The organism is Pseudomonas sp. SK3(2021) (assembly GCF_016772375.1).
Classification (GTDB): Bacteria; Pseudomonadota; Gammaproteobacteria; order Pseudomonadales; family Pseudomonadaceae; genus Aquipseudomonas; species Aquipseudomonas chlororaphis_I.
This window is the reverse complement of record NZ_CP061943.1, coordinates 4,296,065-4,318,311: the sequence shown is the minus strand read 5'-3', so window position 1 is coordinate 4,318,311 and position 22,247 is coordinate 4,296,065. Positions and strand designations below refer to the sequence as shown.

The 22,247-nt window shown below is 61.6% G+C and carries 18 protein-coding genes; 1 reads left to right on the top strand and 17 read right to left on the bottom strand.

Annotation, left to right across the window (positions count from 1 at the left end; genetic code table 11):
* Positions 1–5 precede the first annotated feature (5 nt).
* The 17 genes from nuoI to IF690_RS18810 form a co-directional block, all read right to left on the bottom strand.
* Positions 6–554, bottom strand: coding sequence for an NADH-quinone oxidoreductase subunit NuoI (nuoI, locus tag IF690_RS18890; RefSeq protein WP_003223795.1), 549 nt, complete (start codon positions 552–554; stop codon positions 6–8).
* Between the two features lie 11 nt (positions 555–565).
* Positions 566–1,573 carry an NADH-quinone oxidoreductase subunit NuoH gene (gene nuoH, locus IF690_RS18885; protein WP_007929607.1) on the bottom strand — a complete coding sequence of 336 codons (1,008 nt, stop codon included), beginning with the start codon at positions 1,571–1,573 and terminating at the stop codon, positions 566–568.
* Entirely contained in the window at positions 1,570–4,284 is a 2,715-nt protein-coding gene (nuoG, locus tag IF690_RS18880; RefSeq protein WP_202696905.1) for an NADH-quinone oxidoreductase subunit NuoG, read from the bottom strand. The genes nuoH and nuoG overlap by 4 nt, the downstream gene beginning before the upstream one ends.
* A gap of 125 nt (positions 4,285–4,409) precedes the next feature.
* Positions 4,410–5,768, bottom strand: coding sequence for an NADH-quinone oxidoreductase subunit NuoF (nuoF, locus tag IF690_RS18875; RefSeq protein WP_202696904.1), 1,359 nt, complete (start codon positions 5,766–5,768; stop codon positions 4,410–4,412).
* The gene (nuoE, locus tag IF690_RS18870; RefSeq protein ID WP_009044589.1) at positions 5,765–6,262 is read right to left on the bottom strand and encodes an NADH-quinone oxidoreductase subunit NuoE; all 498 of its coding nucleotides are present in this window, start codon (positions 6,260–6,262) and stop codon (positions 5,765–5,767) included. Before nuoE ends, nuoF begins: the two co-directional genes overlap by 4 nt.
* Before the next feature lie 2 nt (positions 6,263–6,264).
* Positions 6,265–8,046: an NADH-quinone oxidoreductase subunit C/D gene (gene nuoC / locus IF690_RS18865; protein WP_009049783.1), complete on the bottom strand. Its 1,782-nt coding sequence runs from the start codon at positions 8,044–8,046 to the stop codon at positions 6,265–6,267.
* 72 nt (positions 8,047–8,118) lie between these two features.
* Positions 8,119–8,793: a NuoB/complex I 20 kDa subunit family protein gene (locus IF690_RS18860; protein ID WP_023964397.1), complete on the bottom strand. Its 675-nt coding sequence runs from the start codon at positions 8,791–8,793 to the stop codon at positions 8,119–8,121.
* Positions 8,794–8,803: 10 nt separating this feature from the next.
* Positions 8,804–9,217, bottom strand: coding sequence for an NADH-quinone oxidoreductase subunit A (locus IF690_RS18855; RefSeq protein WP_007929187.1), 414 nt, complete (start codon positions 9,215–9,217; stop codon positions 8,804–8,806).
* 597 nt (positions 9,218–9,814) lie between these two features.
* A complete protein-coding gene (aceA, locus tag IF690_RS18850; RefSeq protein WP_007929188.1) occupies positions 9,815–11,140 on the bottom strand; it encodes an isocitrate lyase in 1,326 nt (441 codons plus the stop codon).
* 512 nt (positions 11,141–11,652) lie between these two features.
* Complete coding sequence (locus IF690_RS18845) at positions 11,653–12,408, bottom strand: secretin N-terminal domain-containing protein (protein ID WP_202696903.1); 756 nt, start codon at positions 12,406–12,408, stop codon at positions 11,653–11,655.
* Positions 12,409–12,604: 196 nt separating this feature from the next.
* Entirely contained in the window at positions 12,605–13,030 is a 426-nt protein-coding gene (locus tag IF690_RS18840; protein WP_023964403.1) for a GNAT family N-acetyltransferase, read from the bottom strand.
* The gene (locus IF690_RS18835) at positions 13,023–14,189 is read right to left on the bottom strand and encodes a ribosomal protein uL16 3-hydroxylase (RefSeq protein WP_202696902.1); all 1,167 of its coding nucleotides are present in this window, start codon (positions 14,187–14,189) and stop codon (positions 13,023–13,025) included. The genes IF690_RS18840 and IF690_RS18835 overlap by 8 nt, the downstream gene beginning before the upstream one ends.
* A gap of 82 nt (positions 14,190–14,271) precedes the next feature.
* Positions 14,272–15,642 (bottom strand): adenylosuccinate lyase, encoded by a 1,371-nt coding sequence (gene purB, locus IF690_RS18830; protein WP_202696901.1) that lies wholly within the window; start codon positions 15,640–15,642, stop codon positions 14,272–14,274.
* Positions 15,643–15,768: 126 nt separating this feature from the next.
* On the bottom strand, positions 15,769–16,392 hold the full coding sequence (hflD, locus tag IF690_RS18825) for a high frequency lysogenization protein HflD (RefSeq protein ID WP_202696900.1): 624 nt from the start codon (positions 16,390–16,392) through the stop codon (positions 15,769–15,771).
* A complete protein-coding gene (gene mnmA, locus IF690_RS18820) occupies positions 16,389–17,513 on the bottom strand; it encodes a tRNA 2-thiouridine(34) synthase MnmA (protein WP_202696899.1) in 1,125 nt (374 codons plus the stop codon). The genes hflD and mnmA overlap by 4 nt, the downstream gene beginning before the upstream one ends.
* A gap of 71 nt (positions 17,514–17,584) precedes the next feature.
* On the bottom strand, positions 17,585–18,031 hold the full coding sequence (locus IF690_RS18815) for an NUDIX hydrolase (RefSeq protein WP_202696898.1): 447 nt from the start codon (positions 18,029–18,031) through the stop codon (positions 17,585–17,587).
* A 204-nt stretch (positions 18,032–18,235) separates the two neighbouring features.
* The gene (locus IF690_RS18810; RefSeq protein ID WP_202696897.1) at positions 18,236–20,461 is read right to left on the bottom strand and encodes an NADP-dependent isocitrate dehydrogenase; all 2,226 of its coding nucleotides are present in this window, start codon (positions 20,459–20,461) and stop codon (positions 18,236–18,238) included.
* Between the two features lie 503 nt (positions 20,462–20,964).
* Between IF690_RS18810 and icd the strand changes: the two genes are divergently transcribed.
* On the top strand, positions 20,965–22,221 hold the full coding sequence (gene icd / locus IF690_RS18805; RefSeq protein ID WP_007929208.1) for an NADP-dependent isocitrate dehydrogenase: 1,257 nt from the start codon (positions 20,965–20,967) through the stop codon (positions 22,219–22,221).
* The last annotated feature ends 26 nt before the right edge of the window (positions 22,222–22,247 follow it).

Genomic DNA, 22,247 nt, shown 5'->3' with positions numbered 1-22,247 from the left:
CTTCCTTAAGGCAGCAAGCTCTTCACGTTGATCGGCTCGGCTTCGTTTTGCGCGGAGCCTTTTGGCTTACCGGCAATGGCCATGCCTGCAACACGATAGAAGTTGTAATCAGGGTTCTTTCCGGGACCGGAGATCAGCAGATCCTCTTTCTCGTAAACCAGGTCCTGACGTTTGAACTCGGCCATCTCGAAATCCGGGGTCAGCTGGATCGCGGTGGTCGGGCAGGCTTCCTCGCAGAGGCCGCAGAAGATGCAACGCGAGAAGTTGATGCGGAAGAAGTCCGGGTACCAGCGACCGTCTTCGGTTTCAGCTTTCTGCAGCGAGATGCAACCCACCGGGCACGCCACGGCGCACAGGTTGCAAGCTACGCAACGCTCTTCGCCATCGGGGTCGCGGGTCAGTACGATGCGGCCGCGGTAGCGGGGCGGCAGGTAGACCGGCTCTTCCGGGTATTGCAGGGTGTCGCGCTTGCGAAAGCCATGGCCAAAGACCATCACCAGGCTGCGCAGTTGGGTACCAGTACCCTTAACGATGTCGCCAATATATTTGAACATGGGTCAAATCCTCACTGAACCGCGCCCGCTGGCGTGTTCAACAACACAAGCGCAGCAGTCACCAGCAAATTGATCAGGGTCAGCGGCAGGCAGAATTTCCAGCTGAAGTCCATCACCTGGTCATAACGCGGACGCGGGATGGAAGCACGCAGCAGGATGAACAGCATGATGAAGAACGCGGTCTTCAGGGCGAACCAGACGAAGGACAGTTGCGGCAGGATGCCGAACGGACCGTGCCAGCCACCGAAGAACAGGGTGACCAGCAGTGCCGAGATCAGGATGATGCCGATGTACTCGCCAACGAAGAACATGCCCCATTTCATGCCGGCGTATTCAATGTGGTAACCGTCGGCCAGTTCCTGTTCCGCTTCCGGCTGGTCGAACGGGTGACGGTGAGTCACGGCCACGCCAGCGATGAAGAAGGTACAGAAGCCGAAGAACTGCGGAATGATGAACCACAGGTTCTGCGCCTGGTAGTCGACGATGTCGCGCATGTTGAACGAACCGACCTGGGCCACGATGCCCATCAGCGCCAGGCCCATGAACACTTCATAGGACACGGTCTGGGCCGAGGCCCGCAGGCTGCCGAGCAGGGCGAACTTGTTGTTGCTCGACCAGCCGGCGAACAGCACCGCGTAGACCGACAGGCCAGCCATGGCGAAGAAGAACAGCAGGCCGATGTTCAGGTCCGCCACGCCCCAGGTCGGGGTGATCGGGATGATCGCGAACGCGATCAGCAAGGCGCTCATGGCCACGACCGGCGCCAGGGTGAAGATCACCTTGTCGGCAAACGGCGGGGTCCAGTCTTCCTTGAAGAACATCTTCAGCATGTCGGCGGCGATCTGGAACATGCCGAACGGGCCAACGCGGTTCGGACCGTAACGGTCCTGCCACCAGCCCAGCAGGCGACGCTCGACAAAGCTGAGCAAGGCACCTGCGACCACCACGGCCAGCATGATGACCAGGGCTTTGACGACCGCCAGGATCACATCGATCACTTCAGGGGTGAACCAGGTCATTGCGCTGCCTCCTGCAGACCGTCAACGGATTTGCCAAAGAACGCCGGTGGAATGCCCGCCAGGCCGGCCGGCAGGGCCACCAGGCCAGCGCCCAGCTCGTCGTTGATGCGCAGCGGCAGGCGCAGGGTCTGGCCCGCCACGTTCACGGCGAGCAGCGCGCCATCGTTGACACCCAGGCGGTCGGCTTCGGACTTGGCCAGGGAAACGTAGGCGGCCGGGATGCGTTCCTGGACCGGAGCGGCTTTCGAAGAGTTCTCTTCGCTGCCGAACAGGTGGTAGAACGGCACCGCCTGCCAGGTGCCCTGGGCCGGGGAGAAGGCGCGTGGCACGCTGGCGAACCAGCCGAGGCTGTCGCCCTGGCTTTCGATCAGACGGGTGCCCGGATCGCCAGCACGCAGGTGACCACCGACTTCGTCCTGGAACTTGTTCCAGGCTTGCGGCGAGTTCCAGCCCGGCGACCAGGCGAACGGCACCTGGGAGCGCGGCTCCACGGAGCCCGAGTAACCTTCCATGGAGAAGGAAAACGCAGTGTCCTGGTCCTGCGGGGTACGTGGCTCGTGCACGCTGATGTCGGCGCGCATGGCGGTACGGCCGCTGTAGCGCAGCGGTTCGCGGGCCAGCTTCAGGCCCTTGATGCGGAACGACGCCGATGGCGCGGCATCGACGATGCGCGCCAGTTGCGGGTTGCTCTGGGCGCAGGCGGCGGTCACGTGGTCCAGCTGGGTCCAGTCCACCGGCTTGTTCAGCAGGGTAGAGCGCAAGGCATGCAGCCAGCGCCAGCCTTCGTGAACCAGGATGCTGGCATCCATATAGGTTGGATCGAACACCTGGAAGAAGCGCTGGGCACGGCCTTCCTGGCTGATCAGGGTGCCGTCGCCCTCGGCGAAGCTGGCCGCTGGCAGGACCAGGTGCGCGCGATCGCTGGTGGCGGTCTTCTGGTGGTCGGCGACGATCAGCACTTTCGCGGTGTTCAGCGCGGCATCGACCTTGGCGGCGTCGGTGCGGGTGTACAGATCGTTTTCCAGCACGACCAGGGCGTCGGCCTTACCGTCGATCACCGCTTGCAGGGCGGCGTCCACCGATTCGCCACCGAGCATGGCCAGGCCGAGGCTGTTGGCTTCAGGCACGATCAGGCTGATGGAGCCGTTCTTCTCGCGCAGCTTCAGGGCCTTGGCGATGTTCGCCGCGGCTTCGATCAGCGCCTTGGAACCCAGGGAGGTACCGGCAATGATCAGTGGGCGCTTGGCCGCGAGGAGGGCGTCGGCGATGCGCTTGGCCAGCTCCTGGGCTTCGGTGTCCAGGCCTTCGACGGCCGGGGCACTGGCGTCCAGGGCATGGGCCACGGCGAAACCGATGCGCGCCAGGTCGTCGGGAGCGGCGTGTACACACTCCTCGGCAACGTCGTCGAGCTTGGTTTCCGCCAGGCTGGCGATGAACAGCGGGTTCAGCGCGTGCTGGCCGATGTTTTTCACCGCGGCGTCGAGCCATGGCTGGACGCGCATGGCGTCGGCCATTTCTTCGGCCTTGCCCTTGACCGACTGGCGCAGGGCCAGGGCCATGCGGGCGGCGGTCTGGGTCAGGTCTTCGCCGAGGACGAATACCGCATCGTGGTCTTCGATGTCGCGCATGGTCGGCACGGGCAGCGGGCTGCTTCTCAGCACTTGCAGGGCCAGGCGGATGCGCTCCAGTTCGGCGGCTTCGATACCGCTGTAGAAGTGCTCGGCGCCTACCAGCTCACGCAGGGCGTAGTTGCTTTCCAGACTGGCGCGAGGCGAACCGATACCGACGATATTGCGGCCGCGCAGCAGGTCGGCGGCCTTGTCCAGCGCCTGGTCCAGGTTCAGCTTGGTGCCGTCGTTCAGCTGCGGCTGGCGTGGACGGTCTTCGCGGTTGACGTAGCCATAGCCGAAACGGCCGCGGTCGCACAGGAAGTACTGGTTCACCGAACCGTTGTAGCGGTTCTCGATGCGCCGCAGTTCGCCGTAGCGCTCGCCGGGGGAGATGTTGCAACCGCTGGAGCAGCCATGGCAGATGCTCGGCGAGAACTGCATGTCCCATTTGCGGTTGTAGCGCTCGGAGTGAGTCTTGTCGGTGAACACACCGGTCGGGCAGACCTCGGTGAGGTTGCCGGAGAACTCGCTTTCCAGGGTGCCGTCTTCAACGCGACCGAAGTACACGTTGTCGTGGGCGCCGAACACGCCAAGGTCGGTGCCGCCGGCATAGTCCTTGTAGAAACGCACGCAACGGTAGCAGGCGATGCAGCGGTTCATCTCGTGAGCGATGAACGGGCCGAGTTCCTGGTTCTGGTGGGTACGCTTGGTGAAGCGATAACGGCGCTCGTTGTGGCCGGTCATCACGGTCATGTCTTGCAGGTGGCAGTGACCGCCTTCCTCGCAGACCGGGCAGTCGTGCGGGTGGTTGGTCATCAGCCATTCGACGACACTGGCGCGGAACGCCTTGGATTCTTCATCGTCGATGGAGATCCAGGTGTTGTCGGTGGCGGGTGTCATGCAGGACATGACGATGCGACCACGGGTGTCGTTCTCGTCGGTGTACTGCTTGACCGCGCACTGGCGACAGGCACCGACGCTGCCGAGAGCGGGGTGCCAGCAGAAATAAGGGATGTCGAGGCCTAGTGACAGACATGCCTGTAACAGGTTGTCCGCCCCATCGACTTCGAGCGCTTTGCCGTCTACGTGGATAGTGGCCATGGTTCAAAGTTCTTCGTTGGCCCGGTGTCAGCGGGCGTGGCTAATGGAATCTTGGTGCTCGCCTGGCGCGTCGCGGCGTCTTCAGGCGATACGAGGGCGGCACGGACCCCCCTCGTTCGATACGTTTACGCGCCGACTACGATCGGCCGGGCCAGGGGCGGGACGACGGCAGCACGGGTGGTTGCGATGCCGGCCTCGAACTCTGGACGGAAATACTTGATGGCACTGCCCAATGGCTCCACGGCACCCGGTGCGTGAGCGCAGAAGGTCTTGCCTGGGCCGAGGAAACCGACCAGCCCCAGCAGGGTCTCGATATCGCCGGCTTGCCCTTCGCCTTTCTCGAGGGCGCGCAGCAGCTTGACGCTCCACGGCAGGCCATCGCGGCAAGGGGTGCAGAAGCCGCAGGATTCGCGGGCAAAGAACTCTTCCATGTTGCGCAGCAGCGACACCATGTTGATGCTGTCGTCGACCGCCATGGCCAGGCCGGTCCCCATGCGGGTGCCTACCTTGGCGATGCCGCCGGCGTACATCTGCGCATCCAGGTGCTCGGGCAGCAGGAAACCGGTGCCGGCGCCGCCTGGCTGCCAGCACTTGAGCTTGAAGCCGTCGCGCATGCCGCCGGCGTAGTCTTCGAACAGCTCGCGCGCGGTCACGCCGAACGGCAGTTCCCACAGGCCAGGGTTCTTCACTTTGCCGGAGAAGCCCATCAGCTTGGTGCCATGGTCTTCACTGCCTTCGCGCGCGAGGGATTTGTACCATTCCACGCCGTCGCCGATGATCGCCGGCACGTTGCACAGGGTCTCGACGTTGTTCACGCAGGTCGGCTTGCCCCAGACGCCGACGGCGGCAGGGAAGGGCGGCTTGGAGCGCGGGTTGGCGCGGCGGCCTTCGAGGGAGTTGATCAGCGCGGTCTCTTCACCGCAGATGTAGCGCCCGGCGCCGGTGTGGACGAACAGCTCGAAGTCGAAGCCGCTGCCCAGGATGTTCTTGCCCAGCAGGCCCGCGGCCTTGGCTTCTTCCACGGCACGGTTGAGGTGCCTGGCGGCGGTGGTGTACTCGCCCCGCAGGAAGATGTAGCCACGGTAGGTTTTCAGCGCGCGGGCGCTGATCAGCATGCCTTCGATCAGCAGATGGGGCAGTTGCTCCATCAGCATGCGGTCTTTCCAGGTATTGGGCTCCATTTCATCCGCGTTGCACAGCAGGTAGCGGATGTTCATGGATTCGTCTTTGGGCATCAGGCCCCACTTCACGCCAGTGGGGAAGCCCGCGCCGCCACGACCCTTGAGGCCGGCGTCCTTGACGGTCTGGACGATGTCGTCCTGGGACAGGTCGGCGAAAGCCTTGCGCGCAGCGGCGTAGCCGTTCTTGGCCTGGTATTCGTCGAGCCATACCGGCTCGCCGTCGTCGCGCAGGCGCCAGGTCAGCGGATGGGTTTGCGGGCTGCGCTGGATGCGGTTGGCAGGGCCGAAGGATGTCAGGGTCATACGTAGCCCTCCAACAGTTTGGCCACGCCAGCAGGCTGCACGTCGCCGAAAGTGTCGTCGTCGATCATCAGTGCCGGGGCCTTGTCGCAGTTGCCCAGGCAGCACACCGGCAGCAGGGTGAAGCGGCCGTCGGCGGTGGTCTGGCCGAGGCCGATGCCCAGCTCGCTCTGGATCTGGCTGACCACGGACTCGTGGCCGCCGATGTAGCAGACCATGCTGTCGCAGACACGGATGATGTGACGGCCGACCGGCTGACGGAAGATCTGGCTGTAGAACGTCGCCACGCCTTCTACGTCGCTGGCCGGGATGCCGAGGATCTCGCCGATGGCGTAGAGGGCGCCATCAGGCACCCAGCCACGTTCCTTCTGGACGATCTTCAGGGCTTCGATAGACGCCGCGCGCGGGTCTTCGTAATGATGCAGCTCGTGCTCGATGGCCGAGCGCTCGGTTTCGCTCAGGGCGAAACGGTCTGTCTGGATAAGCGGGCTGTTCATGCTTAGCGGTCCACGTCGGCCATAACGAAGTCGATACTACCCAGGTACGCGATCAAGTCCGCGACCATGCTGCCGCGGATCACCGAAGGGATCTGCTGCAGGTGGGCGAAGCTCGGGGTGCGGATCCGGGTGCGGTAGCTCATGGTGCCGCCATCGCTCGTCAGGTAATAACTGTTGATGCCCTTGGTCGCTTCGATCATCTGGAAGGACTCGTTGGCCGGCATGACCGGGCCCCACGAAACCTGCAGGAAGTGCGTGATCAGGGTCTCGATGTGCTGCAGCGTGCGCTCTTTCGGCGGCGGCGTGGTCAGCGGGTGGTCCGCTTTGTACGGGCCTTCCGGCATGTTGCGCAGGCACTGGTCGATGATCTTGATGCTCTGGCGCATTTCTTCGACGCGGACCATGCAGCGGTCGTAGGCATCGCCGTTGGCCGCCAGCGGGACTTCGAATTCGAAGTTCTCGTAGCCGGAGTAGGGGCGCGCTTTACGCAGGTCGAAATCGCAACCGGTGGAACGCAGGCCGGCACCGGTGACGCCCCATTCCAGGGCCTGCTTGGTGTTGTAGGCGGCGACGCCGATGGTGCGACCCTTGAGGATGCTGTTCTGCAGGGCGGCCTTGGTGTATTCGTCGAGGCGCTTGGGCAGCCAGTCGACGAAGTCTTTCACCAGTTTTTCCCAGCCGCGTGGCAGGTCGTGGGCGACGCCGCCGATGCGGTACCAGGCCGGGTGCAGGCGGAAACCGGTGATGGCTTCGATCACGGTGTAGGCGCGCTGACGGTCGGTAAAGGTAAAGAACACCGGGGTCATGGCGCCGACGTCCTGGATGTAGGTACCCAGGAACAGCAGGTGGCTGGTGATCCGGAAGAACTCGGCCAGCATGATGCGGATGACGTCGACCTTCTCCGGCACCTTGATCCCGGCCAGCTTCTCGACCGAGAGCACGTACGGCAGGTTGTTCATCACGCCGCCGAGGTAGTCGATACGGTCGGTGTACGGAATGAAGCTGTGCCAGGACTGACGCTCGGCCATTTTCTCGGCACCACGGTGGTGGTAGCCGATGTCCGGTACGCAGTCGACGATCTCTTCGCCGTCCAGCTGCAGGATGATACGGAAGGCACCGTGGGCCGAAGGGTGGTTCGGGCCCAGGTTGAGGAACATGTAGTCCTCGTTGGCGCCGGAACGCTTCATGCCCCAGTCTTCCGGCTTGAAGCGCGCGGCTTCTTCTTCCAGCTGTTGCTTGGCCAGGGTCAGGCTGAACGGATCGAATTCGGTGGCGCGCGCCGGGAAGTCCTTGCGCAGCGGGTGACCTTCCCAGGTCGGCGGCATCATGATGCGCGACAGGTGAGGGTGGCCGGCGAAGTCGATGCCGAACATGTCCCAGACTTCACGCTCGTACCAGTTGGCGTTCGGCCAGATACCGGTCACGGTCGGCAAGCTGAGGTCGCTCTCGGACAAGGCGACCTTGATCATCACGTCACTATTACGTTCGATCGACAGCAGGTGGTAGAACACGCTGAAGTCGGCGCCTGGCAGCCCTTGGCGCTTGGTGCGCAGACGCTCGTCCACGCCGTGCAGGTCATAGAGCATGACGTACGGCTTGGGCAGGTTGCGCAGGAAGGTCAGGACTTCGACGAGTTTGGCACGGGTAACCCACAGCACCGGCATGCCGGTGCGGGTGGCCTGGGCGGTGAACGCCTCAGGGCCAAAACGGTTATTGAGTTCGACGACCACATCCTGGTCGTCTGCCTTATAAGGCGGGATGTACAGAGCACTGCCTGTAGTCATGGTTTTTTATCGCTTTCGGTCAACGTAAAGAATGAAGCCAGTTTTTCGTTCTTTGTAAGAAGCGCTCTGGAATCAGACTTCGTCGGGGCTGCGCAGGTTGGTTACCTGAATACGCTGTTCGCGGCGCGCATCCTTTTGCGACGGCATTTCGGCGCGATACACGCCTTGGTCACCGACGACCCAGGAAAGTGGGCGACGCTCCTGGCCAATCGACTCCTGCAAGAGCATCAGGCCTTGCAGAAAAGCTTCAGGGCGGGGCGGGCAGCCAGGCACGTAGACGTCCACGGGCAGGAACTTGTCCACCCCTTGAACGACGGAATAGATGTCGTACATGCCACCGGAGTTGGCGCACGAACCCATGGAGATGACCCACTTCGGTTCGAGCATTTGCTCGTAGAGACGCTGAATGATCGGCGCCATCTTGATGAAGCAGGTTCCGGCAATAACCATGAAATCCGCCTGGCGCGGTGATGCCCGGATGACTTCGGCGCCGAAGCGCGCGATGTCGTGGGGCGCCGTGAAGGCGGTGGTCATTTCCACGTAGCAGCAGGACAGGCCGAAGTTGTACGGCCACAGGGAGTTCTTGCGCCCCCAGTTGACCGCGCCGCTCAGCACGTCTTCCAGCTTGCCCATGAAGATGTTTTTGTGGACTTGATCTTCTAACGGATCGGAAACGGTTTCCCGTTCGCCGATCGGGTACTGCTCGTTAGGAGCATCGGGGTCGATCCTGGTGAGATTGTATTGCATCGCCAAAGCCTCATTGTTTTAGCTTCGCCTGCCGCTTACGGCGACCTTCCGGAGCCCAATCAAGAGCCCCCACCCGCCAAAGGTAGACAAGACCTGCCAACAGAATTGCTATGAAAACGAGAGCTTCGACGAATCCGGTCCAGCCGCTTTCGCGGACGGACACAGACCAGGCAAAGAGAAAGAGGGCTTCGATATCGAAGATCACGAAGAGCATCGCGACCAGATAGAATTTGGCTGAGAGCCGCAAGCGGGCGCCACCGGTAGGTAGCATGCCGGACTCGAACGGTTCGTTTTTGCTGCGGCCCCAGGCTTTTGACCCGAGGAGGCTGGAGACGCCGAGCATGAAGGCGCAGAGGCCGCCTACACCCAGAAGGAAAATGGCAAAGCCCCAGTTGTGGGCCATGAGTCCTGTCGCTTCGGGCATGCTGGTAATCCTTAACAGAGAGCAAAGGTCTCTGAGCTTGATAAAGAAATAAAGCAGTGACGATATGTCGCAGTGCAATCAATCGCCGTGATTTTATGGCTAAACACCGGGCAAGTAAATTTTCATGGCGAAATTATTTGGCGGAATAAGGACATGGCTCCCCTTGCAAGCGCCGTAAGCCACGGCCTGTGGGCATTAGCGGGTGTTTTGTTAATTATGTTTTGTCCTTGCTGTAACGAATACCGTCGCCAATGAATGATAATCAATATTATTTGGCGTCGCTTTTAAACAATGGCTGCCATGAGGAGCCGCTAAGTTGTCTTTTATATGCTCGTTACTGCAAGTTGCGAGCGAGCCCCTTTTACCCGCTTTTTTCTCCACGCATACCGCTCTGGATCAATATCTTGCTTGATTGGTAGGGGGGCGGGCGACGTCATTGCGAGCTGGCTCGTTCCTGCTGGAGCTTGGGGTTTGCCGGTGGCGCTTGCAAAAGTTGCAGGCAAAAAAACGCCCCGAACCAGTCGGGGCGTCAGATGTGCGGCACTGCAGTTAGCTTTTACCGGGTCTGCAATGGCCGTTTTTCAGCGCGAAGTCGAATCAGTGGAACTGTTCTTCTTCGGTGGAGCCGGTCAGTGCGGTGACCGAAGACGAGCCACCCTGGATCACGGTGGTCATGTCGTCGAAGTAGCCGGTGCCCACTTCCTGCTGGTGAGCCACGAAGGTGTAGCCCTTGGCGGCGTCAGCGAATTCCTGCTCCTGCAGCTTCACGTAGGCGGTCATGTCGTTGCGGGCGTAGTCGTGCGCCAGGTTGAACATGCTGTGCCACATGTTGTGAATGCCGGCCAGGGTGATGAATTGGTGCTTGTAGCCCATGGCGGACAGTTCACGCTGGAACTTGGCGATGGTCGCGTCGTCCAGGTTCTTCTTCCAGTTGAAGGAAGGCGAGCAGTTGTACGACAGGATCTGGTCCGGGTATTCCTTCTTGATCGCTTCGGCGAAGCGGCGGGCTTCGTCCAGGTCCGGCTTGGCGGTTTCGCACCAGATCAGGTCGGCATACGGCGCGTAGGCCAGGCCGCGAGCGATGGCCTGGTCGAGGCCGGCGCGCACTTTATAGAAGCCTTCCTGGGTGCGGGTGCCAGTCACGAACGGCTGGTCGTACGGGTCGCAGTCGGAAGTCAGCAGGTCGGCTGCGTTGGCGTCGGTACGGGCCAGGATGATGGTCGGTACGCCGGCAACGTCGGCTGCCAGGCGGGCAGCGGTCAGCTTCTGTACGGCTTCCTGGGTCGGAACCAGTACCTTGCCGCCCATGTGGCCGCATTTCTTCACGGAAGCCAGCTGGTCTTCGAAGTGAACGCCGGCAGCGCCTGCTTCGATCATGCTCTTCATCAGCTCGTAGGCGTTCAGCACGCCGCCGAAACCGGCTTCGGCGTCAGCCACGATCGGCGCGAAGTAATCGATGTAGCCTTCGTCGCCCGGGTTCTTGCCGGATTTCCACTGGATCTGATCGGCACGACGGAACGAGTTGTTGATGCGCTTGACCACGGTCGGCACCGAGTCCACCGGATACAGCGACTGGTCCGGGTACATCGATTCGGCGGAGTTGTTGTCCGCGGCAACCTGCCAGCCCGACAGGTAGATCGCCTGGATGCCGGCTTTGACTTGCTGTACCGCCTGGCCGCCGGTCAGGGCGCCCATGCAGTTGACGAAATCTTTCTCAGGGCGGAAGGACGGTTTGGCACCCTGGGTCACCAGGTTCCAGAGCTTCTCGGCGCCCATGCGTGCCAGGGTGTGCTCAGGTTGAACCGAGCCACGCAGACGGACAACGTCGGCAGCGGAATAAGTGCGAGTCACGCCTTTCCAGCGCGGGTTTTCAGCCCAGTCTTTTTCAAGGGCTGCAATTTGCTGTTCGCGTGTCAGTGCCATGGAGATAAACCTCGTCGCATCTTGTGTGAAAAGTCGTTCTGGGGTGGAAAATCTCGCTCCACCAGATACGCAGGATCAAAAGTGCGTAATTGGCTGCTCGCTGACCAGAAGTCTAGGCGGTCAAGTCGGCTATGGCGCAGATGGCGACGGGTGAACGATGGGCTCAAGGGGAAAGTGAGCAGGTGAGGGCCATCTGTCGGGCGCATTCGGGCGTCGTGGGCCTTCATACGAACCATCAGTGTGTTGCCGATCTACCTAATTAGCTTCCGTCCCTCGGGACAACCTCGTTCCAGTCGCAATCTCGTCAAACACACCTTGTGGGCGGTACAGACACGAATCGGCTCAGGTGGGTAGGTTAGAGCGGCGATCCGAAGGCCCTTGCCAGGGCCCCTGATTAGCGGGAGCGAGGCCATCATGCCTTCGGTTTTTTGCCCCGTCAAACGTTTTGTAGTGCTTTTTTTCTATCACTACATCTTTGGTCTAATACGACTAATCAGTCAGTTTTCGGTGCTTTAGTCCAAGGCGTCGACTTTCACTCGCAAGGTCATGTCATCCCGGCCCTGAGTCGAGTAGCTGCGGGTTCCAGCCTGTTTGTCAGACTGGTTCTGGCGATTGACGCCGGCCAGGGTGATCCACTCGCCAAGACGGCCGCTGACAGTTGTGTCGGTACTTTGCACGTTCACTACATCGGGACGTTCCTGGCTCATGCGGTCACGGTTGGTACTGATGCTCAGGTGGACGGTTTCGCCGGTGACGCTGGCCGTGACGTAGAAGCCCTGGGTGACATTGCGATACTGGGTCTGGTTCTGCAGGCGTCCGTAAGGGTCGGTCTGGGTGGTGGTCAGCGGTACGCTCTGGCCGACCTGGATCAGGGCCGGTATGCCTTCGCTGGCCTGGATCTGCTGTATGCCGCCATCGCGGCTGACGGTGCTGCGGGTGATGGTGCGGGTCTGTGGCGCGCCGTTGGCCGAATAACCCTGGTTGTTCTGGGTGTTGTTTTCGTTGGTGTCGACCGTGATCAGCAGGCGTTTGGCGGCGGTATCCAGTTGCGCGATGAAGGCGCGCAGTTCCTCGATCTTCTCCGGTTCAGCGTTGACGATCAGTTGGTTGCCGTAGGCGCTGACCCGGCCTTCCTTGCCGAGGAAGTTCTGCGCGACGGGCAGCAGGTCGGCGCTGGTGCGGTTGTTCAGGGGCACGATCTCGGTCGCGGCCGTGACTGCAAAGCTCGCAGTCAGCAGCAGCGTCGTGAGCAGGGTGCGTAGGGACATGTCCGTTATCTCCGCTAGGGGTGGAAGCCTTGAGTTTGACAGTTTGTCGGCTTGCGGTGGGGCAAGTTGAATCGCCGATGGCAAAACGCCCCGGCCTCCAGGGAGCCAGCTTAGCTTGCTGGATCCGGGGAGGGCGGGGCGTTTTGTGACGGCTGGCAGGATATTGCCAGCAGGCTCGCTGTTGCGCAGGGCTCGCTCAGGCGCTGCCGCGGACCATGTCGACGTGAGGAATACCTGCTTCCAGGAACTCCTCGCTGACGATGCTGAAGCCCAGGCGCTCATAGAAGGCAGTTGCCTGAACCTGGGCGCTGAGCATCAGTTGCTTGAGGCCGCGTTTCTCAGCCTCGCCGATCACTGCCTGCATCAGCGCGTCGCCGACCTTCAGGCCGCGCCAGTCCTTGAGGACCGATACCCGGCCAACCTGCCCGTCGGGCAGCAGGCGGGCGGTGCCGATCGGAAAGTCGCCTTCGAGCGCGAGGAAATGCACCGCGCTGTCGTCGTCGGCGTCCCACTCCAGTTCGGGCGGGACGGATTGCTCGATGATGAACACCGCTTCACGAATGCGCCGGATCTCGGCGTTATCCTTTTGCCAGTCTGCGACACGTACGCGAATCTTATTCATCGGCAAATCCCAGGCTTCCTTGCTTGACCAGTTCGCACAGCAGGCCGCGCCCATCGTCGTCCGCCAGCCATGGGCCGAGGTTGTCGAGGTGCAGCGCGTCGGCGGCGCAAATCATCTTCAGCAGTTCGCGCAGCTTGCCCGGCAGGTAGCGGCTCTGGCCGCTGGCGAACAGCAGCAGGTCGTCGTCGACCTCGGACCAGGCCAGGCGCGCGCTCGGGTTGCGGATCAGTATGGCGCCCTGTTCGAGGCTGCCGAGCAGGTCTTCTTCTTCCAGCTCGGGGCCGACCACCAGTTCCGGGTAGCGCGGCTCGGTCATGAACTGGCCGAACCAGGTCAGCAGCATGCGCTCGTCGCTCATGTGCTCGGCCAGCAGGCCCTTGAGGCGATCGAGGGCGTCGTGCTGGATCTGGTGCGGATCGCTGACAGGTTGCACGTCGGCGTCGGTATAGCGCTCTTCATCCGGCAGGTACTGACTGAGGAAGTCGGTGAAGTGGGTCAGCACTTCGGCGGCGCTCGGGGCGCGGAAGCCCACCGAGTAGGTCATGCAGTCGTTCACCGCGACGCCGTAGTGGGCCAGGCGCGGCGGCAGGTAGAGCATGTCGCCGGGTTCCAGGACCCAGCTCTCGGTTTCTTCGAACTCGGCGAGGATGCGCAGGTCCGCATGCTGCAGCAGTGGGCTCTCGGCGTCGCACATCTGGCCGATCTTCCAGTTGCGCTTGCCGTGGCCTTGCAGCAGGAACACATCGTAGTTGTCGAAGTGCGGACCGACATTGCCGCCGGGAGCGGCGAAGCTGATCATCACGTCATCGATGCGCCAGCTCGGCAGGAAGCGGAAATGCTCCAGCAGTTCGGCGACTTCCGGCACGAACTGGTCGACGGCCTGGACCAGCAGGGTCCAGTCACGCTCCGGCAGCTTGCTGAACTCGTCTTCGGCGAACGGGCCGCGGCGCAGTTCCCAAGGGCGTTCGCCGTGCTCGATGACCAGGCGCGACTCGACCTCTTCTTCCAGCGCCAGGCCGGCCAGTTCGTCGGCGTCGATCGGGCTTTCGAAGTCGGGCAGGGCCTGACGGATCAGCAGGGGCTTTTTCTGCCAGTAGTCACGCAGGAATTCCCGTGCGCTGATGCCGCCCAGAAGTTGAAGAGGAATGTCAGGATTCATGTGTAACCTATTGAAAAAATGCACTTTTCATACGGGAATAAAAACGCCCGGCGCTGCCGGGCGTCAAAGGTCTTGCTATCGATCAGATGCGTTTGGCTTGGGCCGCGGCATTGCCGATGTAGCTGGCCGGGGTGAGCTTTTTCAGCTCGGCCTTGGCGGCTTCGGGCATTTCCAGCGCGTCGATGAAGGTCTGCAGCGCTTCAGGGCTGATGCCCTTGCCGCGAGTCAGTTCCTTGAGTTTTTCGTACGGGTTTTCGATGTTGTAGCGACGCATCACGGTCTGGATCGGTTCGGCCAGGACTTCCCAGCAGGCGTCCAGGTCTTCGGCGATCTTCTGGGCGTTGAGTTCCAGTTTGCTGATGCCTTTGAGGCTGGCTTCGTAAGCGATCACGCTGTGGGCGAAACCGACACCCAGGTTGCGCAGGACGGTGGAGTCGGTCAGGTCGCGCTGCCAGCGGGAGATCGGCAGTTTGCTCGCCAGGTGCTGGAACAGCGCGTTGGCGATGCCCAGGTTGCCTTCGGAGTTTTCGAAGTCGATCGGGTTGACCTTGTGCGGCATGGTCGAGGAACCGATTTCGCCGGCGATGGTGCGCTGCTTGAAGTAGCCCAGGGAGATATAGCCCCAGATATCGCGATCGAAGTCGATCAGGATGGTGTTGAAGCGGGCGATGGCGTCGAACAGCTCGGCGATGTAGTCGTGCGGCTCGATCTGCGTGGTGTACGGGTTGAAGCTCAGGCCCAGCTCGTCTTCGATGAAGGCGCGGGCGTTGGCTTCCCAGTCGATTTCCGGGTAGGCCGACAGGTGTGCGTTGTAGTTGCCCACGGCGCCATTGATCTTGCCCAGCAGCGGCACGGCGGCGACCTGGGCGATCTGGCGCTCCAGGCGGTACACCACGTTAGCCAGCTCTTTGCCCAGGGTGGTCGGCGAGGCCGGCTGACCGTGGGTGCGCGACAGCATTGGCACGTCGGCGAAGCGCAGCGCCAGCTCGCGGATAGCCCCGGCGGTCTGGCGCATCAGTGGCAGCATCACCGCGTCGCGGCCTTCGCGCAGCATCAGGGCGTGGGACAGGTTGTTGATGTCCTCGCTGGTGCAGGCGAAGTGGATGAATTCGCTGACGTTGGCCAGTTCAGGCAGCTTGGCGGCCTGTTCCTTGAGCAGGTACTCGATCGCCTTGACGTCGTGGTTGGTGGTGCGTTCGATCTCTTTGACACGCTCGGCGTGTTCCAGAGAGAAGTTTTCCGCCAGGGCGTTCAGTACGGCGTTGGCCTCGGCGGAGAACGCCGGTACTTCGCTGATGGCGGAATGGGCGGCCAGGCGCTGGAGCCAGCGCACTTCGACCAGGACGCGAGCACGGATCAGGCCGTATTCGCTGAAAATGGGGCGCAGGGCCTGGGTTTTGCCGGCGTAGCGGCCGTCAACAGGGGAAACCGCAGTGAGCGAAGAGAGCTGCATGGGGTGTTCTCGGACAGTCGGGCAACGAAATGGGGCGCGTATCATACATGAAAATATCCGCCGGTCCGTTGCCAACTGACCAGCGTCTTACGCGTTACTGACTACAAAAGGTCTTGCGGGCGCAGTTCAGCTGCTGCGCATCAGCGGATAAAGCTCTTTGAGCAGTTTGCGGCGGCTGATCACCAGCTGCCAGCGATGGCCACCCAACTGGCGCCACAGGCGCGCCGAACGGATGCCGGCCAACAACAGGGCGCGGATCTTCGAGGCGTTGCTCGGCTGCTGCAGGTTGCGCATGTCGCCATGCACCTGGATCCGCTGGCGCAGGGTGCTCAGGGTGTCCTGGTACAGCGAGCCGCAGGCGGCAATCACGTTTTCGTGGGCCGGGCCGAAATGTTCGACCTGGGATTGAATCTGCGGCAGGCGCTTGCCGATGACTTCCAGCAGGTCGTCGCGCTTGGCCAGTTGGCGCTCGAGCCCGAGCATCGACAGGGCGTAGCGCAACGGTTCGCGCTGCAGGGTGCTGGGGTCGCGTTCCAGGGCGCCGATCAGGGCGCGATAACCTTCACGCAGGTTGATGTCGTCGCCACCGTAGACTTCCAGGGTGTCTTTCGGGTCGCGGATCAGCAGGCTGCCGAGCATGCAACTCAAGGCCGCTTCGCTGACCTGGCCGGTCTTGGCGATCTTGTCCACCAGGACGGCGGCGAGAAACACGCCGCCCAATGCCGTCAGTTGTTCCTGAATCGGGCTCATGCCTTGCTGCTCCAGGGCTCTGCGACTTCGATCACGCCGCCGCCCAGGCAGATTTCGCCGTCATAGAACACCACCGATTGACCGGGAGTGACTGCGCGTTGCGGGTCATCGAAGGTGGCGCGGTAGCCGCTGGCGGTCTTTTCCAGGGTGCAAGGCTGGTCGCTCTGGCGATAACGCACTTTCGCGGTGAGGCGGCGCGGTTCGCTCAGGTCGATCGGGTTGACCCAATAGATGTCGGAGGCGAGCAGGGCGCGGGAGAACAGCCATGGGTGATCGTTGCCCTGGCCGACGATCAGCTCGTTGTGTTCCAGGTCCTTGATCAGTACGTACCACGGCTCATCGCCGGCGTCCTTGAGGCCACCGATGCCCAGGCCCTGGCGCTGGCCGATGGTGTGGTACATCAGGCCATGGTGGCGTCCGATCACTTCACCTGAGGGGGTCTTGATCTCGCCGGGCTGGGCCGGCAGGTACTGCTTGAGGAAGTCGCTGAAGCGTCGTTCACCGATAAAACAGATGCCAGTGGAGTCCTTCTTCTTGGCGGTGGCCAGGTCGTGTTTCTCGGCGATCGCACGGACTTCGGGCTTTTCCAGCTCGCCGACCGGGAACAGGGTCTTGGCGATCTGCTCACCGCCGACGGCGTGCAGGAAGTAACTCTGGTCCTTGTTCGGGTCCAGGCCCTTGAGCAGCTCGGTGCGCCCGTCGATGTCGCGGCGGCGCACATAGTGGCCAGTGGCGATCAGGTCGGCGCCGAGCATCATGGCGTAGTCGAGGAACGCCTTGAACTTGATTTCACGGTTGCACAGGATGTCCGGGTTCGGCGTGCGGCCGGCCTTGTATTCGGCCAGAAAGTGCTCGAACACGTTGTCCCAGTACTCGGCGGCGAAGTTGGCGGTGTGCAGCTTGATGCCAATCTTGTCGCACACGGCCTGGGCGTCCGCGAGGTCGTCCATGGCGGTGCAGTACTCGGTTCCGTCGTCTTCCTCCCAGTTCTTCATGAACAGGCCTTCCACCTGGTAACCCTGCTCCATCAGCAGGAGGGCGGAAACGGAAGAGTCCACGCCGCCGGACATGCCGACGATGACGCGCTTCTTTTGGGTGTCAGAAGGGGCTGGATCACGCATAGGAATTCAACGGGTGTCTTGAAAAAGGACGCGATTCTAACAGGCTGAGGCCTGCAAGGCTAAAACTGCGGTTAAAGCGACGGACGGATCAGCTCGAGGCTGTGCAGTTGTCCGGCCAGATAGTCGTCAACGCAGCGGATGATCAGCTCGCTGCGCCATTGTGGGCGCAAGGCCAGCAGTTCGTCGCGGCTCAACCAGCGCGGGCCGATGATGCCGTCGTCCAGTGGGTAATCGGGGTGGTGCCTGAGCGGTTTGCCGGCAAAGCAGACACGCTGGTAGGTCACGCCATTGCTGGGGGCGGTGTACAGGTAGATGCCGACCACGCCGGTCAGCTCGATGTCCCAGCCGGTTTCTTCCAGGGTTTCGCGAATGGCGGCCTGGAGCAGGCTTTCGTCCGGGTCCAGGTGCCCGGCCGGCTGGTTGAATACCGCCTGGTCGCCCTGGAGTTCCTCGACGAACAGAAAACGTCCCTGGTCCTCAACGATGGTGGCGACGGTGATGTGGGGCTGCCATTCCATATATAAAGCTCTGTCTTGAGTGGGTGGTCATCATAAGGTGAACGCTGGTCCTGTAGGAGCGAGCTTGCTCGCGATAGGTGGGTGCGGTCAGTCAGTCCAGCCGCATCGTTTTTATCGCGAGCACGCTCGTTCCTGCCGAAGGCGCATGCTGCAAAAAGAACAAACCCCGGCACCTGGCCGGGGTTTGTATTACAGCGGTATTGCTTAAACCAGCGCAGCGATAGCCGCGTTGAGGGTGGCGCTTGGGCGCATGGCCTTGCTCACCAGCTCAGGGTTGGCGCTGTAGTAGCCACCGATGTCCACTGGCTTGCCTTGAACGCCGTTGAGCTCGGCGACGATGGTCGCTTCGTTCTCGGCCAGGGTCTTGGCCAGGGTGCTGAACTGCGCTTGCAGGGCGGTATCTTCGGTCTGGGCGGCCAGGGCCTGGGCCCAGTACAGCGCCAGGTAGAAGTGGCTGCCGCGGTTGTCGATGTTGCCGACTTTGCGCGATGGCGACTTGTTGTTGTCCAGGAACTGACCGGTTGCCTGGTCGAGGGTCTTGGCCAATACCAGCGCTTTCGGGTTGTTGTAGGTGTTACCCAGGTGCTCCAGGGAAGCGGCCAGGGCCAGGAACTCACCCAGGGAGTCCCAGCGCAGGAAGTTTTCTTCCAGCAGTTGCTGCACGTGCTTCGGCGCCGAGCCACCGGCGCCGGTTTCGAACAGGCCGCCACCGTTCATCAGCGGCACGATCGATAGCATCTTGGCGCTGGTGCCCAGTTCCATGATCGGGAACAGGTCGGTCAGGTAGTCGCGCAGCACGTTACCGGTGACGGAGATGGTGTCCTTGCCTTCGCGGGTACGGGCCAGGGTGAACTTCATGGCATCGACTGGCGACATCACGCGGATGTCCAGGCCGGCGGTGTCGTGATCCTTCAGGTACGCCTGGACCTTCTCGATCATCACGCCATCGTGGGCGCGCATCGGGTCCAGCCAGAAAATCGCTGGAGTGCTGCTTGCGCGAGCACGGTTGACAGCCAGTTTGACCCAGTCCTGGATCGGCGCGTCCTTGGTCTGGCACATGCGGAAGATGTCGCCGGCCTCGACGGCTTGTTCCAGCAGCAGGTTGCCCTTGCTGTCGGTGACGCGTACGACGCCGTCAGCCTTGATCTGGAAGGTCTTGTCGTGGGAACCGTACTCTTCGGCTTTCTTCGCCATCAGGCCAACGTTCGGCACGCTGCCCATGGTGGTCGGGTCGAAGGCGCCGTTGGCCTTGCAGTCTTCGATCACTGCCTGGTAGATGGTGGCGTAGCAGCGATCCGGGATCAGCGCCTTGGTGTCGTGCAGCTGGCCGTCGGTGCCCCACATCTTGCCGGAGTCACGGATCATGGCCGGCATCGAGGCGTCGACGATCACGTCGCTCGGTACGTGCAGGTTGGTGATGCCTTTGTCGGAGTTGACCATGGCCAGGGCAGGGCGCACGGCGTAGACGGCCTGGATGTCGGCTTCGATCGCAGCTTGCTGCTCCGCAGGCAGAGCCTTGATGCGGGCGTACAGGTCGCCGATGCCGTTGTTCAGGTTGAAGCCGATCTGGCTCAGCACGTCAGCGTGCTTGCTCAGGGCGTCCTGATAGAACTCGGCAACGATCTGGCCGAACATGATCGGGTCGGAAACCTTCATCATGGTGGCTTTCAGGTGTACCGACAGCAGTACGCCTTGCTTCTTGGCGTCTTCGATCTCGGCGGCAACGAACGCGCGCAGGGCCTTCTTGCTCATGACTGCGCAATCGAGGATCTCGCCGGCTTGTACGGCGGTTTTTTCCTTCAGGACAGTAGCGCTACCGTCTTGAGCGATCAGCTCGATCTTCACGTTGTCCTGGGCGTCGATCAGGGCGGCTTTTTCGCTGCCGTAGAAATCGCCCTGGTTCATGTGAGCAACGTGGGACTTGGAGTCTTTGGCCCAGGCGCCCATTTTGTGCGGGTGCTTGCGCGCGTAGTTCTTGACTGACAGCGGAGCGCGGCGGTCGGAGTTGCCTTCGCGCAGGACCGGGTTCACGGCGCTGCCCTTGACCTTGTCATAGCGCGCCTTGGCGTCTTTGTCGGCGTCGCTGGTCACGGTTTCCGGGTAGTCCGGCAGGGCGTAGCCCTTGGCTTGCAGCTCTTTGATCGCGGCCTGAAGCTGCGGTACCGAAGCACTGATGTTCGGCAGCTTGATGATGTTGGCTTCAGGGGTTACAGCCAGGTCGCCGAGTTCGGCCAGGTGGTCCGGTACGGCTTTGTCGCCCAGCAGCTCCGGGAAGCTGGCAAGAATACGCCCTGCGAGAGAGATATCGCGGGTTTCCACGGCAATATCAGCGAAAGCGGTGAAGGCTTCGACAATAGGGAGCAGCGAGTAGGTGGCGAGGGCGGGGGCTTCGTCGGTGAAGGTATAGATGATCTTCGAGCGGGTGGGCATATTCGGATTAACTCTCTTCTTTGCTAAAGCGTGCGCAGAAACTCGAGGGGCGCCGGGTAAGCGCGTTCGTTCAAAGTCATCCATGAACCGAATATCGAGGTTTCTTCGCGGTGATGTTGGGTGCATCAGTCGAGCGTCAAGCGGGTGGGTTGCGGTAACAACCCGGTTTTGGGCGGAAAGTCTCGGCTCCTTTTTCCAGTAGCAGAGCGCTCAGCCGTCGTGACTCTGTGGTCAGCGGCGGCATTATACATAGGTGGCTGGCAAAACGCCGACGGTTCATATGCAACCGCTCTCGTCCATTGGTCTAAAGGTCGCAGGCGGGGCGGCGGCGTAGAGTCCTGCGCAGTGCTCAAGTTTGGCGCTTTTCCCTTTGCTTTCAGGCTTGTAGGCCACGAACTGCGCAGCCTTCACGGCATATGCGTGGAACATGAGGTTCCCGTCCAGATTCAACTGGGGTACGCTCGAACGCAGCCAGATGTTCAATCCACACAACGGAGTTCAGCATGGGATACAAGAAGATTCAGGTTCCAGCAGTCGGCGACAAAATCACCGTCAACGCAGACCATTCTCTCAATGTTCCTAACAACCCGATTATCCCTTTCATCGAAGGCGATGGTATTGGCGTTGATATCAGCCCGGTCATGATCAAGGTTGTCGATGCTGCTGTTAAGAAGGCCTACGGCGGCGAGCGCAAAATCTCCTGGATGGAAGTCTATGCCGGCGAGAAAGCAACTCAAGTGTACGACCAGGACACCTGGCTCCCTCAGGAAACCCTGGACGCAGTCAAGGATTACGTGGTTTCCATCAAGGGCCCGCTGACCACTCCGGTAGGTGGCGGTATCCGTTCCCTGAACGTGGCCCTGCGTCAGCAGCTTGACCTGTATGTGTGCCTGCGCCCGGTGCGCTGGTTCGAAGGCGTGCCGAGCCCGGTGAAGAAGCCTGGCGATGTCGACATGACCATTTTCCGTGAGAACTCGGAAGACATTTACGCCGGTATCGAATGGAAGGCCGGCTCCGCCGAAGCCACCAAGGTCATCAAGTTCCTCAAGGAAGAAATGGGCGTCACCAAGATCCGTTTCGACGAAAACTGCGGTATCGGCGTCAAGCCGGTTTCCCTGCAGGGCACCAAGCGTCTGGCGCGCAAGGCGCTGCAATATGTGGTCGACAACGATCGCGATTCGCTGACCATCGTGCATAAAGGCAACATCATGAAGTTCACCGAAGGTGCCTTCAAAGAGTGGGCCTATGAAGTGGCCGCGGAGGAATTCGGCGCGACGCTGCTCGATGGCGGCCCGTGGATGCAGTTCAAGAACCCGAAAACTGGCAAGAACGTGATCGTCAAGGACGCCATCGCCGATGCGATGCTCCAGCAGATCCTGCTGCGTCCGGCCGAATATGACGTGATCGCGACCCTCAACCTGAACGGCGACTACCTGTCTGATGCTCTGGCGGCTGAAGTGGGCGGGATCGGTATCGCTCCGGGTGCCAACCTGTCCGACACCGTGGCCATGTTCGAGGCGACCCACGGTACGGCGCCGAAATACGCGGGCAAGGACCAGGTGAACCCGGGTTCGCTGATCCTCTCCGCGGAAATGATGCTGCGTCACATGGGTTGGACCGAGGCGGCCGACCTGATCATCAAGGGCACCAACGGCGCCATTGGTGCCAAGACCGTGACCTACGACTTCGAGCGCCTGATGGAAGGTGCCACGTTGTTGTCGTCTTCGGCCTTTGGCGATGCGCTGATCTCCCATATGTGAATTGACATGCGGTAAATGAAGCGGCC